We start from the raw sequence: 19,900 nt of genomic DNA on the forward strand, positions 1-19,900 counted from the left end.
GTTATCAAAAACTTCATTGATGACTTTATTCTCGATAAAAATCATCTGCTACCATAGAGAATCTATAAACAATAGTGCGTAAGTCCTATACACTTATAAAAAGAATAAAAAATCATGCTGGATTATTTAGAACACTTGCAACAGATGCTGGTCAAGGACTTTTATCAGCTGCATGACCGCTATCAGGATGATGAAATCTATGCTTGTAGTCTGGTCTTTGATGAATTTTTACTGCTGGATGATCTGGCGATTTCCACAGAACGTAGCTTTTTTCAGGCTCCTGAAGATCCACAGCAATATCTGGCCGAACGGGATCGCTGGAATGTACGAAAATGGCGCTATAAAAGCCAAAGCTCTTCACAATCTGAACTCGTGCCTTTTAAAACTTTGCTGGCAGAGTATTTTAAAACACAGCATAGTTTTGACCATCCTGTCTTAGCCCAGCAAAAACAGATTCCTGCTACTCACTTGGATTTATTGCTAGAAACCTTTAAACAAGCCAAACGCAAATTATCTGAAGCTTATGGTCTGGATCTAGATTCGATTATCTTTTTTCTCAGCGTTCCGAACCAGCCTGAAGTCGAACACCAGTCAGCACTTGAACTCAATTCTGACAGTCGCTTATTGCAGGACTTTTTAGCTTCCAGACAAGCTCAGCCTTTGCCTGCATCCCATAAACGCTTCAAGCTTTCGCAAAGTGACAAAAACATCCTGATTGATCTGGAACAAATGCTCACGATAGAGCCTTATGACTATTTGCAAGTAGCGCAGGATGCCTATTTACTGACGCTGGAATCTTATTTTATCGACAGCAATATCTATATCCAAAAACTGATCCGGCATATTGCTACCATGGCGGCTGAACCCGATGGTAGCTGTGCCTTGAGCCGGGAAGAAATCATGCAGCGTTTACAGCAATTTTCTGCAAATTCACCTCTTTCACCTGATATTTCCCCTATTCATCGATAAATAAAATTACAGAGTGAATTCTCTACAATGCTGGCGTTTAAGGTCAGAATCAAGGAAAATAGCGCCCTTTAATTCGCATTAGTAATCAGCGAACTGTTTTTTCGCCTTGATTTGGAACTCTTATGAAGTTTGAAAAATTAGGTCAGTCGGGTCGTGCCCGTCGTGGTCGTTTAACGCTTGAACATGGCGTAGTAGAGACACCCGTCTTTATGCCAGTTGGTACTTATGGCACCGTCAAAGGCATGTTGCCACGTGATGTGGAAGGCATTAAAGCGCAGATTATCCTCGGTAATACATTCCATTTGTACCTGCGCCCGGGTCTTGAAGTTATCAAGCAGCATGGTGGCTTGCACGGTTTCATGAAATGGGATAAACCGATTCTGACTGACTCAGGCGGCTTCCAGGTCTTCAGTCTGGGTGCGATGCGCAAGATTGAAGAAAAAGGCGTGACCTTCCGCTCACCGATTGATGGTTCAAAAGTTTTCCTTTCACCTGAAATTTCGATGGAAATTCAGCATACGCTGAACTCCGATATCGTGATGATTTTTGATGAATGTACGCCTTATCCTGCAACCCATGAAGAAGCGCAGAAATCTTTGCAGCTGTCTTTACGCTGGGCTGAGCGCTGCAAGAAGCATCATCATGATGAACTCAACAATAAAAATGCCCTGTTCGGGATTATTCAGGGCGGGATGTATGAAGACCTGCGCGATGAATCCTTAAAAGGTCTGCTTGAGATTGACTTTGACGGTTATGCGATTGGCGGTCTGTCTGTTGGTGAGCCGAAAGAAGAGATGATCAAGGTGCTGGATTATCTTCCGAACAAAATGCCGGAAAATAAACCGCGCTACCTGATGGGTGTCGGCAAACCGGAAGATATCGTTGAAGGTATCCGCCGTGGTGTAGACATGTTCGACTGCGTCATGCCAACCCGAAATGCACGTAACGGTCATTATTTCGTGACCGATGGTCTGGTGCGTATCCGTAACAGCCAATATCGTCATGATCAAAGTCCGCTTGATCCACATTGCGACTGCTATACCTGTCAGAACTTTACCCGCGCCTATCTGTTTCATTTAGAGAAATGTGGAGAAATGCTGGGTTCTATGCTCGGTACCATCCATAACCTGCGTTATTACCAGCGTTTTACCGAAGATATCCGCAATGCGCTGGATAACGGAACTTTTGATGAATTTGTTCAGGACTTTTACGCTCGTCGTGGCCTGGAAGTTCCACCTTGTCCACAAGATTAATCTTTCAGCATTTGCGCTGAGGAAAAAGACAGGGTAAATTGCAAGAATATGTCAATTTACTATCAAGTTGATCACCAGTTTTTTATTTTAGGAAAATGAAATGAGCCTATTTATTTCGACTGCTCACGCTGCAGGTGAAGCTGCACAACAACCAAGCTTGATGGCTAACCTTTTGATGATTGCGGTTTTTGTTGCAATCTTCTATTTCTTGATCTGGCGCCCTCAATCAAAACGTGCCAAAGAGCACCGTGCTCTGGTTGACAGCCTTGGCGTAGGCAGCGAAGTCGTTTTTGCAGGCGGCTTAATGGGCAAAATCACTAAAATTGAAGGTGATTTCGCAGTCGTTGAGTTGAGCCGCGGTGTAGAAGTCAAAGTTCAACGTGCGAGTGTGATCTCAGTTCTGCCTGAAGGCACTTTAAATAACATTTAATCAAAATTAGTCGTGCTCCCCGCACGACTTTTTCATTTTAAGAAGAAAACGAATGCGTTACCCAGCATGGAAATATGTGCTGATCCTGGTTGTCCTGGTGGTCAGTACTTTATATGCCCTGCCAAGTTTGTATCCAGATGAACCTGCTGTACAGATTTCGGGTGCCAAAGCCGGTACTCAGATTGACACAGGCATCGTACAAAAAGCAGAGCAGATTTTAACAACTGAAAATATTGCAACTCACGACAATAGCTTTAGTAATAACGCTGCTTTATTACGTGTAAATTCAAGTGAAGCACAGCTGAAAGCCAAAGAAGCTTTACGCCGTGGTTTAGGTGATGAATACGTCGTAGCACTTAACCTTGCTCCAACCACCCCAGAATGGCTACAGAAAATTGGTGCCAAACCAATGAAACTGGGTCTGGACTTACGCGGTGGTGTTCACTTCCTGCTCGAAGTGGATATGGACAAGGCGATTGCACAGCGCATGGACACCTCTGTAACTGACCTGCGTCGCCAGCTGCGTGATAACAACTTGAAATTCAATAGCCTGAATTTAAGCAACAACACCATTGTTGTGCAGTTTGCCAATAATGATGATCGTGCTGCTGTCATGGATTTCTTGCGCCGTAATGGCAATGAATTCAACCAGCAGGCCGTGGCGACTGAAACCGGTTCGACTTTACGCCTCAACTATACCGATACGCGTAAGCAGGAAATCGAATCTTATGCGGTAAACCAGAACTTAACTACTTTACGTAACCGTATTAACGAGTTAGGTGTGGCTGAAGCACTGGTACAAACCCAGGGCAGCAACCGTATTGTGGTTGAACTTCCGGGTGTACAGGATACCGCAGAAGCAAAACGTGTCTTGGGTCGTACGGCGAACCTGGAATTCCGTCTGGTGTCTGATCTGAATGATCAATACATTGATCCTTATACTGGCCAATTAAGTGGTACAGCTCCAGCAGGTACTCAGGCATTTGCTTATGAATCTCTGGACAGTGGTCGTCAGTTATTGCTGAACCGTAACCGTATTTTGACCGGTGAACGTGTACAAAATGCATCTTCTGGCTTTAGTCAGGATACTGGTGGTGCTGAAGTTAATATTACTTTGGACAGCGCTGGCGGTAAATTGATGGCAGATGCCACACGTAATGCCGTAGGCAAACGTATGGCGGTACTGTTCATCGAGAACAAGCAAAAGATCAGCTACGTAGAAGACCCGGCAACTGGTGCACAAACTGAAGTGCGTACACCATATACTGAATCTGTGGTGATTAACGCTGCAACCATTCAGGCAGTATTGGGTTCTCAATTCCGTATTACCGGTCTGGACTCACCTCAGGAAGCTTCTGAGCTTGCCTTGATGCTACGTGCTGGTGCTCTGGCTGCGCCAATGTATTTCGTTGAAGAACGTGTGATTGGTCCAAGTCTGGGTCAGGAAAATATTGATAAAGGCGTATTGTCGACTCAAATCGGCTTTATTCTGGTAGCAATCTGGATGGTAGTATTCTTCCGTCTATTCGGTGTCATTGCCAACTTCGCACTGGTCGTTAACCTGGCAATGATTCTGACTGTCATGTCATGGATTGGTGCTTCCCTCACCCTGCCGGGTATTGCCGGTATCGTAATTACCATCGGTATGGCGGTCGATGCCAACGTATTGATCTGTGAGCGGATACGGGAAGAAATGAAATGGGGCGCCTCGCCGAAACAGGCGATTGTGGCCGGTTATGATCGGGCCTATAACACCATTTTCGATTCGAACTTAACTACCTTCTTGGTAGCGTTCATTCTGTTCGCAATTGGTACCGGTCCGATCAAAGGCTTTGCTGTCACCCTGATGATTGGTATTGTCTGCTCAATGTTTACGGCAATTACCGTAACCCGTGCGATCGTACAGATCATCTATGGCAAAAAACGTAACTTGAAAAAGTTGAGCATTTAGGAGATCGACGATGACTGAAAATACTCAACTGAATCAGAAACAGTACGGTCGCCCTGAAGATGAACGTATCATTCCGTTTATGAAGATTGCATTGCCTGCAGCAGTGTTCTCTATCATCCTGACGGTTGCCAGCATCTTCTTTATTGCGACCAAAGGCTTGAACCTCGGTCTGGACTTTACCGGTGGTGTATCAGCAGAGCTGAACTATACCAATCCAGTAAAACCAGATGATGTGACTCAGGCACTCAGCAAAGCTGGCTTTGATGATGCGGTCGTGCAAACGCTGGGCTCGGAACGTGACCTGATGGTACGTATGCCGGTTCAGGAAGATATTGAAGCAGAAGACCTTACCAAAGCCGTTACTGCAGCAGTTCAGCTGCCAGGCAATGCGGCTCAGGTACCTAAGGTCGATGTAGTCGGTGGACAGGTCGGTAACGAGCTGTATGTGCGTTCTGCGGGTGCAGTTGCCCTTGCCCTGTTGCTGATGCTGGTCTATGTCACCATCCGCTTTGAGTTCAAACTGGCGATGGGTGCTGTACTGTCATTGTTCCACGATATCGTGGTGACCATCGGTATCTTTGCCATGATGCAATGGCCATTTGACCTTACGGTTCTGGCTGCACTATTGGCGATCATCGGTTTCTCACTCAACGATAACATCGTGGTTTCTGACCGTATTCGTGAGAACTTCCGTAAGATCCGGGGTGCCGAACCTGTTGAAATTATCAATATTGCCTTGACTGAAACCTTACGCCGTACCATTCATACTTCTATGACATTATTACTGGTTGTAGTGGCCATGATGATCATGGGCGGTGCTGGTCTAAAATGGTTCTCAATCGCAATGTTTGTAGGTGTCTTTGTCGGTACCTATTCTTCGATCTATATCGGTACAGCCTTCGCCCTGTGGCGCGGTCTGAATCGTCAGGACTTTATTGTTCAGGTGAAACCAGAGTTTGAAGACGAAAATCAGCTTCCATAAGCTGCCCGTTTTCAATTTCACTATTCAGCCCATCTTATGATGGGCTGAATTATTTCTGGTCTAAGAAAATTGCTGCGGAGGCACGATAGCAATCACAGGATGGATTTTAGCTACATCAAATTTCTGGAAACTGACCTTGCGGCTTTCATCCAGACTTTGGATCTGATAGCTGTCTTGGCTTTCCGAAATCAGCTCCACAATGAGTTGCAGTCCATTAATTAAATAAAGACACATCAAGCCAGATGGCTGTAAATCAGCTTGCTCATCACAGACCAACCACCAGCCTGCTTTTAGGTTCGGAAAATAATACTGTCCTGTGACCTGAATGGCATAATGCTGAGGTTCCAATTTCAACCAAGATACAAGATTTTCTGCCGAATCTATAACTTCCATTTTAAAGACTTGCTGTTCAACAACCTGCATCTGGAACAAAGTCATTTTTACAGGATTAGATGCCATTTCAATGATAGGTGCTTGAGCACGATCCAATATTAAACTTTCTAAACTCAGTTGCTGTTCCAGCTCGCGTGCAGCCTTTTCTCCAATCTGGCGCTTACTGTTCAATAGCTGGGTAATATAGGCTGCAGACAGACCAAAATGCTCGCAAATCTCTTTGCCATTTTTAAACTGCTGGCTATCAATCAACTGATCAATCACTTTGGCCAGATTATTTCGTCTCAGTTCAAATATTTCCGTGGCACTCATGTCTATTATTTGCTCTTTTCCCTCTTAACCACACCTTATAACAAAAAAGCCCGCAATTGAATTGCGGGCTTTTATAATCATGCCTAAAAAGAATCAGTTGCCTTGTACCAGACGGCGTGCACTGATAATTCCCGGCTGCTGTTCAAGACGGGCCAATAGTTTGGAAAGTTGAGCCAGACCTTTGACTTCAATCAACAGCTTCATATTGGCAATACCATCTGCTTCTGAAATGGTATTTACCTGACGGATATTGATCTGATCCGAGAAAATCACCTGAGTCAGATCTTTGAGCAGGCCGCGACGGTCATAGGCTTCCACCACGATCTGTACACTTTGGCCACGAGTCGGCTGCATTTCCCAGTCGGCTTCTACTGCACGTTCCGGTTCTTGGCTGATCATACGTACATAATCCGGACAAGCTACCTTATGGATGCTTACACCGCGATTCAAGGTAATATATCCCGCAATCGATTCACCATGGACTGGCTGACAGCACTGGGCTACATGCAGTTCGACGTTATCCAGACCATCAATTAGAATACCATGTGCAGACAAGGTATGGCTGGCACGCGGATTCAAGGCTGGTTTCAGCACCAGTTCAGGCTCATCCTGATCCAGATGCATATGGCGATTGACCTGATTGATCAGAGCATGCAGGCTAATATCACCATTCACCAGACCAATCAGAATATCTTCGCCACTCTTCACATTGAAATGGTTGCAATAATCACCCAAGTCGATTGATTTTGGATGAATTGCCAAACGTGCCAATTCTTTATTCAGAATTTCACGACCCACTTCCAGATTCTTACTGCGATCTTGCTGACGGAACCAGTGACGTAACTTGTCACGCGCACGTGCAGTCTTGATATAACCCAGTGAATTAACCAACCAGTCCCGATTTGGTTCACGGTCTTTCTTGGTCAGAATCTCGACCTGTTCCCCGGTTTTCAAGGCATAGGTTAAAGGCACATAGCGCTGGTTGACCCGAGCCGCATAGCATTTGTTGCCGACTTCTGTGTGCACGTGATAGGCAAAGTCGAGTACGGTTGACCCCCGTGGCAACTCTTTAATATCACCATCACGGCTGAACACATAGATTTTTTCGAAGCCTTCAAAATCTTGAATGTGTTCAAAATTTTCAACTTCCTCTTCTTCATCTTTATGCGCACTGGCTTCATTGCGTTCTTGATAATGCTCAATCACTGCACGCAGGGAATGCAGACGATGATTAAAGGAAGTATCGGTATTTTTCGAACCTTCCTTATAGTTGAAGTGCGAGCATACGCCAAGCTCGGCCTCTTCATGCATCGTATAAGTACGAATCTGCACTTCAAGTGACTTGTTTTCCGCAATCACAGCTGTGTGTAAAGAGCGATAACCATTGGCTTTCGGATTGGTAATATAGTCATCAAATTGATGCGGAATATGTCGCCACAATTGATGTACGATCCCGAGCGTGTGATAACACTCAGGCACACTTTTCACCAATACACGCAGTGCACGGATGTCATACAGCTGGTCGAAGCTCAAGCTCTTGCTTTTCATTTTCCGATAGATCGAATAAATGTGCTTCACCCGGCCGTTAATTTCAGCTTCAATGCCGTGTTCTGCCAGCTCTTCACGCAACTTATCAATCACAAACTGAATATATTGTTCGCGTTCCAGACGCTTTTCATTCAGCAAAGAGGCGATTTCTTTATAGCGTTCCGGCGCCAGATAGCGGAAGGCTAGATCTTCGAGTTCCCATTTCAGCTGGGCAATCCCGAGACGATGCGCTAAAGGAGAATAAATGGTGAGAATTTCTCGTGCGACCCGTTCTTGCCGTTCACGTGAAGAATTAGCCAGCTCACGCAGTGCATAGGTACGTTCTGCCAGCTTGATTAACACGACGCGAACATCTTCCGTTACCGAAATCAGCATCTTGTAAATACCAGACAGATGTTCACGCTGGTTATTATTGAAGTGGTCTTCCAGGCGTTTATTTTTTTCAATCAGCTCAGACAGCTTACCCATGGACAGCGTGCCTTTGACCAGGCTGTAGACCTGTTCACCGAATTTTTCCTGCACTTCTGCCAGTGGCATGACGCCTTCACGTACTGCGCGGTAAAGCATGGCAGCAGACAAGGTATCTTCATCAACATAGAGATGCGCGAGAATATCCGCCATTTCAATACCGGTATAGAAGGTATTAGAGCGATGCTGAACCGTACTTTGTAGCTCTTTTTCTAAGGTTAAACGGGCAACTTCTTCGAGCTGCTTCAGGGGAGCCCCGTCTAATATGCCACGAACCCGATCTAACCATTCAGTCAGATCCTGCTGTGCTTGTTCGGCATGTTCTACAGTCGCCTCCTGTGACAACTCATTGAGCCGCCCAGGCAGTTGCTCACGTACTGTGACCATACCCTTCTCCTACTTTTAGATACATCATCTCTTTGATCGTTTATTTAATTTTCTTTTTCGAACAAGGCAATCGACTCGACATGTCCGGTATGCGTAAACATATCCATCACACCGGCTTTTGTTAGCTGATAACCTTGTTGTACCAGTAGCCCTGCATCTCTTGCAAGCGTAGCGGGATTACATGACACATAAACGATTCTTTTGGCACCAAACTGAGGGATATAATGCATAACTTCTTCTGCTCCAGCACGTGGCGGGTCGATTAATAATGCATCAAATCCCTGATTTGCCCAAGACTGGTGCGAAAAATCTTTGGTTAAATCTTGTGAATAGAACGAAACTTGTGCAATACCATTATTGTTAGCATTTTCTGCACCGCGTTGCACCATTTCCTCACTCCCCTCAACCGCAATCACCTGACCAGACGCACCAACACAGCGCGCCAGTGGCAAAGAAAAGTTTCCTAATCCACAAAACAGATCCAGAACGCGTTCGCCTTGCTGTAATTGAAGCAAATCGCATGCCAAGCGAACCATCTGCGGATTGATCGTTGAATTGACCTGAGTGAAGTCCAATGGATTAAAACCGAATTCCACATCAAAGTCATCAAGACCATAGTGTAAGCGTGCTGCCTGTTCAGGCTCATCAATCCGCTTCAAATAATCTTGGCCTGCAGGTTGCAAATAAAGCTGCCAACCTTTCTCCAACGTAAATTGGCGCAATCGGTTGACATCTGTTACCGATAATTCTGCGGTTTCACGAATGAGCAACGCAATGTCATGATCACCCATAGCCAATTCTATATGACCAATATCTGCCTGACCATCGAGACTTTGGAGCAATTGTTTAAGACGTGTAACTGATCCAAACTCGCGATCCAGAATCATGCAACGGTCAATCGAAGTCAGCTTATTGGACTGGTTTTCACGAAAACCAACCACCAGCTTGTCTTTTTGAGGCAGATAACGTACCCCAATCCGGGCTTTTCGACGGTAATCTTCACGTTGTGAACGTAGCGGTGGCAACCACTCCTCAGGCTGGATCCCGGCAAAATGCTGCAAATGTGATTTCAGAACATTCTGCTTAAGTTCAATCTGCGCATCGGGATGGATATGCTGCATATTACAGCCACCGCATACGCCAAAATGTGGACACACAGGTTTGACCCTGATCTCGGAAGCCTCACTGATTAACTCAAGGCTATCCGCCTCTTCCAGTTTTTTGACTTCACGGGTAATGCGGGCACGAACGGTTTCACCTGGCAAGGCATAACGGATAAAGACTTTCTTGCCATGCTTTTCAAGCGGATGGTCCGGATGTGAACCATAGTGAGCGATGCCACGTCCTTCATGTGAGAGTGATTCCACTTGAAAAATATACTCGGATTGCGGTGCTGGACGTGGTTGTGCTCGACGTTTCATGAAAACCTAGGATGTGGAGATGGGAAAATCAAAACGGGTAAATTCAGTTCTTTGTGAGGTTTCACGCCAGACTGATAAAAAATCTGCATGTTGCGGCTGGGTATGCAGGTATTGAATCGTACTCTGCACCAGATGCTGATAATCAGGCAACATCAATTGGCCCTTTAGCAACAGCCAGCGAATATAGACCAACCAAGTATTGAGCACATCACCTTCGCAATAGCTGGTGAGTGCGTTCCATTGCTGGTTACGTACATATTCAGGTACATGATAGCCACCATCACCACGCTTGCCTGGATAACCCAATAAATGAGCAACATCATCCAGTTTCTGAAAATGGCGGGCATGAAACATGGCCATAACATCCATCAAATCGACGTGACGCTGATGGTAACGATTCTGGTAGTTATTATAACGCTTTTGCGTATCAATTTCGCCCTGATCGAACAGACTTGGGGCAGATAAGCCATGATACATGGCCCGATAAAGAATAACCGGCAGGTCAAATTGTGAGCCATTCCAACTGACTAGCGTCGGATGACGCTTGTCAAAAATGGATAAGAATTTTTTTAAAATCTCTGCTTCGCTGTACTGTTCACGGCTGAAAGAAAACAGGCGCATGCCCTGTTCATCCATCCATAAACCGGAAATACAGACAATCTCATGCAGTGGCAGACGCTGAAAGTCCGAGCCTGATTCCTGACGGCGTAATTTGATCAGGGCCTGATCCAGATCAGCCTCAGGCAGATCCAGACCAAACAGATGCGCGCCTGATTTAAGATCGGTTTGGGTTTCAATATCGAAAGTTAAAACAGGCAGGCGCATAAAAGATTTCTCAAAAATTATTCAGGGTCTTGTACAGAGAACAAGCCTGTAGACAGGTAACGGTCACCACGGTCACAGATAATACATACAATTACTGCATCCGGATTTTCTTCTGCGAGCTTGATGGATGCCCAAACTGCACCGCCAGAAGATGTACCGGCACTGATACCTTCTTTTTGTGCCAGTTTACGCATAGTACGTTCCGCTTCAATCTGTGGAATATCGATAATATGGTCGATACGACTACGATCGAAAATCGTTGGCAAATATTCTTCTGGCCAGCGACGGATACCGGCAATGCTAGAACCATCAGATGGTTGTAGGCCCACAATCTGAATGTCCGGATTCATTTCTTTCAGATATTTAGATACGCCCATGATCGTACCTGTAGTACCCATTGAGCTGACAAAGTGCGTAATCTTGCCGCCAGTTTGCTGCCAGATTTCAGGACCTGTGGTCAGGTAATGTGCTTCGACATTGTCCGGGTTACCAAACTGGTTTAACACCAAACCTTTACCATCAGCCTGCATTTGCAAGGCCAGATCACGCGCACCTTCCATGCCCTGCTCTTTGGTCACTTCAATCAGTTCAGCGCCATAAGCACGCATCGCGTCCTTACGTTCCTGACTCATGTTATTCGGCATAATCAGCTGCATTTTGTAACCGCGCATGGCCGCAACCATCGCCAATGCAATCCCTGTATTTCCGCTGGTCGCCTCAATCAAGGTATCACCCGGTTTGATCTGTCCGCGCTTTTCCGCCTGCATGATCATGTTATACGCTGGACGGTCCTTGACCGAGCCTGCCGGATTATTTCCTTCGAGTTTTGCGAGTACTGTGGCTTGAGTGTGACTAGCCAGACGCTGCAAACGCACCAGTGGCGTTTTGCCTACATAATGGTCCAGTAAAAATTCGTCTGCTTGAAAATCAGGGGTGGTATTACTCATTATTTGCACCTATATCGAGGTGCGGCTATTGTATGAAAAAATGTATTTCCCTGCACCCATTTATAGCAGTGCTTTTGCATAAAACTGTATAAATCACGATCGGCATGGCCAATTTGTCCTGTTTTAGCTTGATAAAACTCCTTAATCATGACAGTGACTTAGCTCACCTCTCCCCCTGAAAAGGTTTGCTCAAACACCCATAATGACTGTTCAGCATAATGGTTCTTATTTTCTGCCTTAATCTGGAGCTTTATAAAAATAATGCTGAAATTTTAACAGTAGATTTAAAGCATGCTAATATGCAAAGCATAAGGAAAATACTGCTTGAATCATGTCAAATATCAACAAAAAGCTGTTTAAACGCCTACACTTAAATCATGCTTATGGACAGCTGATTGCACTGATTTTTGTACCCATTACTATTCTGGCCTGTGTCGGCGCTGCTCTGGTAATCTCGGAAACTTCCAATGCCGCTCGTGCCCAGCAAAAGCAGATGGCCATTGCGATTCTGACCCGTTTTCAGGCCACTTCTGAATATGCACTGGACATTTTGAGCCTGTACCCATGGCAATATGAGCAGGCTCATGCCGCCATGCAGAATATGCTGAATGAAAAGCATCTGGTTCGTGCGGCTATTCTGGATGAAAATGGCAAAAGTAAACTCGGCATTGGTTTTCAGGAACAGGCGCCTTGGCCTGACTTTAAAAAAGATGGCAATTTTGTTGGCCCGATACTAGATAAAAACAATCATATTTATACAGTCAAAGTAAATGAAAATGGCATGAATGCAGGCTGGCTGGCGATCGAACTGGACAATCAGCCCTTAGAAATTGCCCGCTACCGGGTTCTGATCGTTTTGATTGCGACCGGCTTATTGACCTTATTGCTCTTATTGTTATGTCTGAATTTCTATTCACGTCGCTGGATTGCGCCGATGTATGAAATTCGCATGCAGCTGCAACGCCTGAATGCCGACACCCTAGATCAACATATGGTGATTAACAGTACCGGTGAACTGCGCCTGTTGCAGCGTGATATTGCCAATGTGGTGAAACGTCTGCATTTCAGCTTTCTGGAATTGCGCGAGCATACCGAACAGACTGAAGACGATTTGCGCCGTACTCTAGATACTTTAGAAGTTCAAAATATTACTTATCGTCAGGCACGTGACCAGGCGATTTCGGCCAATCAAGCCAAGTCGGTGTTTCTGGCCAATATTTCCCATGAATTACGCACACCCTTAAACAGTATTGATGGTTTTATTCACCTACTGCTGCGTCAAGGCAATCTTAGCAATGAGCAAAGCCTGTATTTGCAGACCATCCGCAAATCTTCTGCACATCTGCTGGCCCTGATCAATGATGTACTAGATTTCTCCAAGATTGATGCTGGCAAACTGGAACTGGAAACTGCACCTTTTGATCTGGAAGAAGCTATCTTTGATGTGATGGACATGCTCTCGCCACTGGCTGCACAGAAGCATATCGATATGGCATTCTATTTTGCAGACAATGTACCGAAACATGTGATTGGTGATGTACTACGCTTTAAGCAGATTCTGACCAACCTGATTTCTAATGCGATCAAGTTTACTCCAGACGGCGAAATCATTGTTCGGGCACGCATGGAGCACGATGATATTGGGCAATGTCTGCTGCATTTCAGTGTTCAGGACAGCGGCATTGGCCTGAGCGGAACTGACCGTAAAAAACTGTTTGAATCCTTCTCGCAAGGCGATACCTCGGTCACCCGCCAATTCGGCGGTACAGGTTTAGGCCTGGCCATTTCCAAACAACTGGTCCACCTGATGCATGGTCAAATCGGATTTGAAGATAATCAGGAACGTGCTCCAACAGAAAAAGGCTCAACCTTCTGGTTTACCGCCCAATTCCCAGTGGATGAAGATATTATCCATGAGCACCCGGATTTCAGTGATCTGACGGTTGTATCTTATCTTGCCCATCCGGCAACGGCGAATGTCTTAAGACATTATCTGGAGAATTATCACGTTAAACATATTGAATCGACGTCCATTCTGGATCTGTTCAGTCGTCTAAATCATTTACAAAATATCGAGAATACCTGGCTGATTGTTGACCATAGTGGTGATAGTCAAGCCTTACTGACAGAAATTCGTTCTCGCTATCAGGGACATCTGGCTGTGTATGGTTATCAAATGCAGCTTGATCCGAACATGCTGAATGATCATCGTGCCCGTGCTCTGCATCAGCCACTCAGTCGTAGTGCCCTAATTCAGCTACTCGGCAATCAACCCGTCTTTGATCAGGAACAGCATGAAGACTTTAATGGTCAGGGACTGCATATCCTTGCCGTTGATGACCATCTGCCGAACCTGATTGTTCTGGAAGCCTTGTTGGCCGAACTGAATGTCACCACGACCAAAGCCATTAGCGGACAGGAAGCGATTGATATCATCCAGAGCCGTTATGAACAAGGTCTGCCGTCCTTTGATCTGGTGTTTATGGATATCCAGATGCCAGTGATGTCGGGTATTGATACCACCCGTGCAATTCGTTCACTGGAATCAACTTTCGAAAATCATCAACGTTTACCGATTATTGCTCTGACAGCACATGCCCTTTCTGATGAGAAACAGAAATTGCTACAAAATGGTATGGATGATTATGTCACCAAGCCAATTCAGATTGATCAGATCGTGCAGATCCTGACGCAGTGGACGACTGAAAGTTTTAAAAAGATTCCAGTGCTGGAACGTGCCAATGTCATTGATGCGCTGGATCCGAATATTCTGGATTGGCAACAAAGCTTGCAACTGGCAGCCAATAAAGAAGATCTGGCAGTCGATCTGCTTAGCATGCTGGTCGACAGTTTTGAAAAACAGCTGGATGAAATTGAGCAATTAATTGAGCTGGAAGATTTTCCGCAGCTGGAACATGTTTTGCACCGTCTCTATGGGGCAACCCGTTATGTCGGCACACCGACTCTGCAAAAAGTTACCGGAAGTTTTGAGCAGTTTGTCTCGACCTTGCGTAAGGAACGCCGTAAGGCCGATGACAGTTTTGTTCAGGAAGTACTGAAATATCTGGATGAACTGAAAGCAATGATTGAGCAGGTAGAACAGGCAGCTCAGCAAATTTTAAACAAGCATAGTGGTTAAAAAATTACTGTTTTACTTACTCATATCTGTATGACTGCACTGTCATGCAAGCACAGATTGCTCATGCTATGCTCGCTTACAGAAAAATTAAGGATGAATACCATGTCACTTGTACGCTTTGAAAAAAATAATGGAATTGCCACGGTTACTCTCAGCCGTCCAGACAAACGTAATGCCATGAGCTTTGCCCTGCTGCGTGAACTGGTGCAGATTGCGAACCGGATTAAAAAAGATAAGTCGGTGCGTTGTGTCATTTTAACCGGTGAAGCGCAGGTCTTTAGTGCCGGCATTGACTTGGCCGATTTAAATAATCCTAAAAATCGGGCCTATGCTGCTTGGGAACTGATTCGTCCTGGACAGAGCTTATTTCAGAAAGCTTTTCTGGTCTGGCAGGAACTGCCTGTACCCGTCATTGCAGCCATTGAAGGTTTCTGCTTTGGTGCAGGTATGCAACTTGCGTTGGCCGCGGATATCCGAATCGCCCATCCTGCGACCAAAATGTCAATTATGGAAACTCGTTGGGGTCTAGTACCAGATATGGGGCTAACGCGTTCTCTCAAAGGTCTGATCGGGATTGATTTGGCCAAAGAGCTGACTTTAACCGCACGTATTTTTGAAGGTGCCTATGCCAAAGAAATTGGTCTGATCACCCATGTCGATGAGCAGCCATTAGCAAAAGCACAGGCTTTGGCTGAAGAAATGTTACAACGCTCTCCAGATGCCTTGATGGCCTCTAAATTTGTGCTGGATGCGATGGAACACAAACCCAACAAGTCACTGCGTATGGAAAAAATCTGGCAGCTTAAACTGTTACTCGGCAAAAACAGCCAACTGGCACGTAAAAAGGATAAAGATCCGGACGTGCAGTTTGTACCACGTCAATATCGATAATTATGGCTGAAGCAAAATCAAAAGATGAGAGATAAAATGCAATTCGATCGTGATAGCAAAATTGCCTTTTTAGGTATGGGACTCATGGGCAGTCGTATGGCAACCCGCTTGCTGAAAGCTGGTTTCCGAGTTGCAGTCTGGAACCGCACGGCCAGTGCCTGCGATCCTTTGCTTGCACTGGGAGCCACTCCGCTATCTCTAGATCAAATTGCAAATTATCCGGTTATTCTGACTTGTCTGGCAGATGATGCTGCGGTGCAATCGGTCTTTAAGCAGATTCAACCAGATCTGGTGGCTGGACAGGTTATTGTCGATTTTTCCAGTCTTTCTGTACATCAAACTAAAACTCTAGCTGAACAGGCCCAAGCTAAACAAGCCATCTGGATTGACTCTCCTGTGTCTGGCGGTACAGCCGGTGCAAAACAAGGCACGCTAGTGATCTTCGCTGGTGGTGATGCAGAAACTATTACCGCACTTGATCCCATCTATAAGGTGCTTTCACAACGTGTCACTCGCATGGGTGATACTGGAACCGGTCAGGCGACTAAAATCTGTAACCAGCTGATTGTGGCAGCCAACAGCACCTTGATTGCTGAAGCAGTGGCTTTGGCCGATCGTGCCGGTGTAGATACTGCCCTGCTTGCACCAGCATTAGCTGGTGGTTTTGCTGACTCCAAGCCTTTTCAGATTCTGGCCCCGCGTATGGCCAGTCAGACGTTTGAACCCGTGCAATGGAAAGTGCAGACATTGTCTAAAGACCTGAACAATGCGGTGCAACTGGCCGGTACTTTAGCTTTGGATATCCCTGTGGCCAGCCAAGCCCTGTCTCAACTCAAAGCCCATCAGCAAGACGGATTTGCTGAGGCCGATCTGGCTACTGTAATCAAGCACGTAGACCATTAAATATTTCATTTCAATATTCTGCCTTGAGCAAGGAAAAGCCCATGACCAAACTCGCCGTTAACCTCTCCATGATTTTTACGGAAGTACCGCTGTTAGAACGTTTTGCCTTGGCTCATGCGCACGGTTTTAAGCATGTGGAAATCCAGTTCCCCTATGAACTGAGTATTGAGCAGATTCAGCAGCAGCTTCAGTTGCATGATCTGGATATCTGCCTGATTAATGTGCCTGCTGGTGATCTGATGCAAGGTGGACACGGTCTAGCTGGTATCCCTGGACAGGAAATCGAGTTTCGTCATGCCGTAGAGCAAGCCATTCAATATGCGACTGCTCTGAATGTGCCGAGTGTCAATATTCTGGCCGGCAAACAGCCACTGGATTGTGACCTGCTTCCTTGCCTGAACACCTTGGCGAGTAATCTGAAAATTGCCTGCTCTATGCTCTCTGATTATCAGATTCAGTCAGTCTTTGAAATGATCAATGGTCAGGATATGCCACGCTTTCTGATTCAAAATGTAGCTCAAGCTCAGGAGATGCTAGAAGCTGTCAATCATCCTGCCTTAAAAATGCAATATGACTGTTATCATATGGCCATGATGGGTGAAGATGTACTTGAAGCCTTAAAAGAAAATATTGCAGAGATTGGTCATATCCAGTTTGCAGACTGCCCGGGGCGTCATCAACCAAATACGGCTTCCATTCCATATTATGAGATTTTTCAATGGTTAGAGAATAGCCAATACAATGGTTATGTCGCAGCCGAATATAAACCTCTGGGAACTTCGGGAGAGTCCTTTGGCTGGAAAGAACAGTTCTTCCCAGAGTATGACTAAAGCGACGGAAGGTACATTTGAAATTTTGGGCTAAAACCGCTATATTAGATCATGCATAATTGTTAGGAAATTATACTCCCTATGAATTTAGAACCATCGCCCAGCGCTTCTAATTCTCACGATCACACTATGAATTCTCATGCACAAGCAGTAAACGCATGCTTGAAAGTTGTACATGCAGCCCTTGAAGATGTAAAGGCTAAAGAAGTTGTTCAGCTTGATGTTGCTAGCATCAGTAACGTGGCAGATGCCATGGTGATTGCAAGCGGTACATCAACCCGTCATATCAAATCACTTGCAGATAATGTTGCTGAAGAAGCACGTAAAGCAGGTTTCCGTCCGCTTGGTATCGAAGGCGAACGTGATGCAGAATGGATCCTGATTGATCTAGGTTTTGTTGTAGTGCACTGCATGCTGCCTACAGCGCGTAAATTCTATGACCTAGAAAGCCTATGGCGCAATCCTGCAGATTCTGTAGCATAAACATCGAATATTCAAAAAAAGCGACCTATGTAGGTCGCTTTTTTTATATTGTTTAACTTGAATCGAAAAAGAAATTTATGGAGCAGTAACTTTAATAAATTCGTTTTGCGATCAGATTTAATCATTCAGCCTATTTTTTAAACGTTTTGTTGCAATTTTATCCGGGCCAATTTTCTAAAAATAAAACACCGTAGCTAATTTTATTTTGTAAATCTTCCCAATTCATCTTTTATATAGGAGAGAGAATTTATCGGTGATTTAAATGGAAAAATCCCCCTTTTAAAAGGAGGATTTTAGATGATTCAGCGAATGGAAAGTCTTAGTGACCTGTACCATTAATCGCTTTGGTCATATCTTCCACAACTTTCTTCGCATCACCGAAAATCATCATAGTCTTGTCGTTATAGAACAGGTCATTGTCCAGACCTGCATAACCAGTCGCCATAGAACGCTTGATGACCATGATGGTACGTGCCTTATGAGCTTCCAGAATTGGCATGCCGTAGATCGGTGAGTTCGGATCGTCTTTTGCAGCCGGGTTTACAACGTCGTTTGCACCAATAACCAGTACTACGTCAGTTGCCGGGAAGTCCGAGTTGATCTCGTCCATTTCCAGGATGTCTTCATAAGGAACGTCAGCTTCTGCAAGCAATACGTTCATATGACCTGGCATACGACCAGCAACCGGGTGAATCGCAAAACGTACAGTCACGCCCTGCTCTTTCAGCAAGTTTGCCAGCTCTTTGACTGCGTTTTGTGCACGGCCTTGTGCCATACCATAACCCGGTACAATTACAACGCTGTCTGCATTTGACATTAAGAAGCCAGCATCATCTGCAGAACCTGAACGGTAGTTACGTTGCACTTGTGCACCCGCAGCTGCTGTCGGCGCAGCGGCACCGCCCATCGCACCACCAAACAATACGTTGATGATTGAACGGTTCATCGCTTTACACATGATGTAAGACAGAATCGCACCTGAAGAACCAACCAGCGAACCTGCAACGATCAGCATGTTGTTTTCGAGTGTGAAACCAATCCCTGCTGCTGCCCAGCCTGAGAATGAGTTCAATAGCGAAACCACAACCGGCATATCGCCACCGCCTACTGGTGCAATCCATACCCATCCAAATGCCAGTGCAAGACCAGTCATTGCCCAGAAAGATGTCATGCTACCTGTCAGGAAGAAGTGAATCCCTGCTGCCAGCATTGCAATAAAGATCAGAGCCTGAACCGGTTTTACCCAGCTACCTGAAATGGTTTTTGCCCATTTCTTTGCAGCCAGCTTACCGTATGCAAATACGGAAGCAGTAAAGGTAATCGCACCCACAAAACAGCCCACAAACAGTTCAAACAGGTGAACCTTGCTCATTTCATGGAAACTTACACCATTTGCAGCTAACAGGTCTGGTCCTAATTCAACCAGCTTGTTGTTGTGGATAATTGCTGCAACTGCAATCAGTACCGCAGCCAGACCCACCAGTGAGTGCATAAGTGCCACAGTTTCTGGCATCTGGGTCATTGGTACAGTACGTGCACGCGCAATACCCACCACTGCACCCGCAGCCATTGCTGCAAGAATCATCCAGACTACTGGATTTTCAGCAACAAAGAATGTGGTCACTACAGCAATCGCCATTGCGATCATACCGTAACGGTTACCTGCAATTGCAGTTTTAGGGCCAGACAAACCACGTAGCGTTAAGATAAAAAGAACGGCGCCAATCAGGTAGAACCAATCCGCATACTCTCGAATAAATTCCATGGT

16 protein-coding genes are annotated in these 19,900 nt (G+C 45.5%); 10 read left to right on the forward strand and 6 right to left on the reverse strand.

The window, feature by feature from the left end:
- Window positions 1-114 precede the first annotated feature (114 nt).
- From B3Q46_RS05445 to secF, 5 genes are all read left to right on the forward strand, one after another.
- Window positions 115-969, forward strand: coding sequence for a DUF4303 domain-containing protein (locus B3Q46_RS05445; protein ID WP_286713891.1), 855 nt, complete (start codon window positions 115-117; stop codon window positions 967-969).
- 122 nt (window positions 970-1,091) lie between these two features.
- Window positions 1,092-2,222: a tRNA guanosine(34) transglycosylase Tgt gene (tgt, locus tag B3Q46_RS05450; protein ID WP_004783611.1), complete on the forward strand. Its 1,131-nt coding sequence runs from the start codon at window positions 1,092-1,094 to the stop codon at window positions 2,220-2,222.
- Between the two features lie 100 nt (window positions 2,223-2,322).
- Window positions 2,323-2,652: a preprotein translocase subunit YajC gene (gene yajC / locus B3Q46_RS05455; RefSeq protein WP_004783613.1), complete on the forward strand. Its 330-nt coding sequence runs from the start codon at window positions 2,323-2,325 to the stop codon at window positions 2,650-2,652.
- A 52-nt stretch (window positions 2,653-2,704) separates the two neighbouring features.
- Window positions 2,705-4,603, forward strand: a complete 1,899-nt coding sequence (secD, locus tag B3Q46_RS05460) for a protein translocase subunit SecD (RefSeq protein ID WP_286713894.1) — start codon at window positions 2,705-2,707, stop codon at window positions 4,601-4,603.
- A gap of 10 nt (window positions 4,604-4,613) precedes the next feature.
- The gene (secF, locus tag B3Q46_RS05465; RefSeq protein WP_004783617.1) at window positions 4,614-5,585 is read left to right on the forward strand and encodes a protein translocase subunit SecF; all 972 of its coding nucleotides are present in this window, start codon (window positions 4,614-4,616) and stop codon (window positions 5,583-5,585) included.
- A gap of 60 nt (window positions 5,586-5,645) precedes the next feature.
- On the opposite strand, the gene B3Q46_RS05470 is transcribed toward secF, so the two are convergent.
- The 5 genes from B3Q46_RS05470 to cysM all read right to left on the reverse strand — a co-directional run bounded on the left by B3Q46_RS05470 (window position 5,646) and on the right by cysM (window position 11,886).
- Window positions 5,646-6,290: a hypothetical protein gene (locus B3Q46_RS05470; RefSeq protein WP_104425745.1), complete on the reverse strand. Its 645-nt coding sequence runs from the start codon at window positions 6,288-6,290 to the stop codon at window positions 5,646-5,648.
- Between the two features lie 93 nt (window positions 6,291-6,383).
- Window positions 6,384-8,693 (reverse strand): RelA/SpoT family protein, encoded by a 2,310-nt coding sequence (locus B3Q46_RS05475; RefSeq protein ID WP_159123078.1) that lies wholly within the window; start codon window positions 8,691-8,693, stop codon window positions 6,384-6,386.
- A 44-nt stretch (window positions 8,694-8,737) separates the two neighbouring features.
- A complete protein-coding gene (gene rlmD / locus B3Q46_RS05480; RefSeq protein WP_286713898.1) occupies window positions 8,738-10,114 on the reverse strand; it encodes a 23S rRNA (uracil(1939)-C(5))-methyltransferase RlmD in 1,377 nt (458 codons plus the stop codon).
- 6 nt (window positions 10,115-10,120) lie between these two features.
- Complete coding sequence (locus B3Q46_RS05485; RefSeq protein WP_286713900.1) at window positions 10,121-10,939, reverse strand: 3'-5' exonuclease; 819 nt, start codon at window positions 10,937-10,939, stop codon at window positions 10,121-10,123.
- Window positions 10,940-10,956: 17 nt separating this feature from the next.
- Window positions 10,957-11,886 (reverse strand): cysteine synthase CysM, encoded by a 930-nt coding sequence (cysM, locus tag B3Q46_RS05490; protein WP_286713902.1) that lies wholly within the window; start codon window positions 11,884-11,886, stop codon window positions 10,957-10,959.
- Window positions 11,887-12,217: 331 nt separating this feature from the next.
- Between cysM and B3Q46_RS05495 the strand changes: the two genes are divergently transcribed.
- The 5 genes from B3Q46_RS05495 (at window position 12,218) to rsfS (ending at window position 18,132) form a co-directional block, all read left to right on the forward strand.
- Window positions 12,218-15,025, forward strand: a complete 2,808-nt coding sequence (locus B3Q46_RS05495; RefSeq protein ID WP_286713904.1) for a GacS-like sensor histidine kinase — start codon at window positions 12,218-12,220, stop codon at window positions 15,023-15,025.
- Between the two features lie 102 nt (window positions 15,026-15,127).
- A complete protein-coding gene (locus B3Q46_RS05500; protein ID WP_286713906.1) occupies window positions 15,128-15,916 on the forward strand; it encodes a crotonase/enoyl-CoA hydratase family protein in 789 nt (262 codons plus the stop codon).
- Window positions 15,917-15,952: 36 nt separating this feature from the next.
- The gene (locus tag B3Q46_RS05505) at window positions 15,953-16,819 is read left to right on the forward strand and encodes an NAD(P)-dependent oxidoreductase (protein WP_286713907.1); all 867 of its coding nucleotides are present in this window, start codon (window positions 15,953-15,955) and stop codon (window positions 16,817-16,819) included.
- A gap of 41 nt (window positions 16,820-16,860) precedes the next feature.
- Complete coding sequence (locus B3Q46_RS05510) at window positions 16,861-17,649, forward strand: hydroxypyruvate isomerase family protein (RefSeq protein WP_286713909.1); 789 nt, start codon at window positions 16,861-16,863, stop codon at window positions 17,647-17,649.
- Between the two features lie 81 nt (window positions 17,650-17,730).
- A complete protein-coding gene (rsfS, locus tag B3Q46_RS05515) occupies window positions 17,731-18,132 on the forward strand; it encodes a ribosome silencing factor (RefSeq protein ID WP_004783634.1) in 402 nt (133 codons plus the stop codon).
- A gap of 319 nt (window positions 18,133-18,451) precedes the next feature.
- Here rsfS and B3Q46_RS05520 read toward each other — a convergent pair whose 3' ends face one another.
- A complete protein-coding gene (locus B3Q46_RS05520) occupies window positions 18,452-19,897 on the reverse strand; it encodes an NAD(P)(+) transhydrogenase (Re/Si-specific) subunit beta (RefSeq protein WP_286713911.1) in 1,446 nt (481 codons plus the stop codon).
- Window positions 19,898-19,900: the final 3 nt, after the last annotated feature.

Origin of the sequence: Acinetobacter sp. UBA2581 (assembly GCF_002339435.1) — a bacterium.
Lineage (GTDB): Bacteria > Pseudomonadota > Gammaproteobacteria > Pseudomonadales > Moraxellaceae > Acinetobacter > Acinetobacter variabilis.

Bases quoted from the DNA above. Each gene is read 5' to 3' on its own strand.
- B3Q46_RS05485 (WP_286713900.1), bottom strand. From the start codon at position 10,939: ATGCGCCTGCCTGTTTTAACTTTCGATATTGAAACCCAAACCGATCTT.
- B3Q46_RS05445 (WP_286713891.1), top strand. From the start codon at position 115: ATGCTGGATTATTTAGAACACTTGCAACAGATGCTGGTCAAGGACTTT.
- B3Q46_RS05520 (WP_286713911.1), bottom strand. From the start codon at position 19,897: ATGGAATTTATTCGAGAGTATGCGGATTGGTTCTACCTGATTGGCGCC.
- B3Q46_RS05495 (WP_286713904.1), top strand. From the start codon at position 12,218: ATGTCAAATATCAACAAAAAGCTGTTTAAACGCCTACACTTAAATCAT.
- B3Q46_RS05475 (WP_159123078.1), bottom strand. From the start codon at position 8,693: ATGGTCACAGTACGTGAGCAACTGCCTGGGCGGCTCAATGAGTTGTCA.
- yajC (WP_004783613.1), top strand. From the start codon at position 2,323: ATGAGCCTATTTATTTCGACTGCTCACGCTGCAGGTGAAGCTGCACAA.
- secF (WP_004783617.1), top strand. From the start codon at position 4,614: ATGACTGAAAATACTCAACTGAATCAGAAACAGTACGGTCGCCCTGAA.
- rlmD (WP_286713898.1), bottom strand. From the start codon at position 10,114: ATGAAACGTCGAGCACAACCACGTCCAGCACCGCAATCCGAGTATATT.
- B3Q46_RS05500 (WP_286713906.1), top strand. From the start codon at position 15,128: ATGTCACTTGTACGCTTTGAAAAAAATAATGGAATTGCCACGGTTACT.
- B3Q46_RS05505 (WP_286713907.1), top strand. From the start codon at position 15,953: ATGCAATTCGATCGTGATAGCAAAATTGCCTTTTTAGGTATGGGACTC.
- cysM (WP_286713902.1), bottom strand. From the start codon at position 11,886: ATGAGTAATACCACCCCTGATTTTCAAGCAGACGAATTTTTACTGGAC.
- B3Q46_RS05470 (WP_104425745.1), bottom strand. From the start codon at position 6,290: ATGAGTGCCACGGAAATATTTGAACTGAGACGAAATAATCTGGCCAAA.
- secD (WP_286713894.1), top strand. From the start codon at position 2,705: ATGCGTTACCCAGCATGGAAATATGTGCTGATCCTGGTTGTCCTGGTG.
- rsfS (WP_004783634.1), top strand. From the start codon at position 17,731: ATGAATTTAGAACCATCGCCCAGCGCTTCTAATTCTCACGATCACACT.
- tgt (WP_004783611.1), top strand. From the start codon at position 1,092: ATGAAGTTTGAAAAATTAGGTCAGTCGGGTCGTGCCCGTCGTGGTCGT.
- B3Q46_RS05510 (WP_286713909.1), top strand. From the start codon at position 16,861: ATGACCAAACTCGCCGTTAACCTCTCCATGATTTTTACGGAAGTACCG.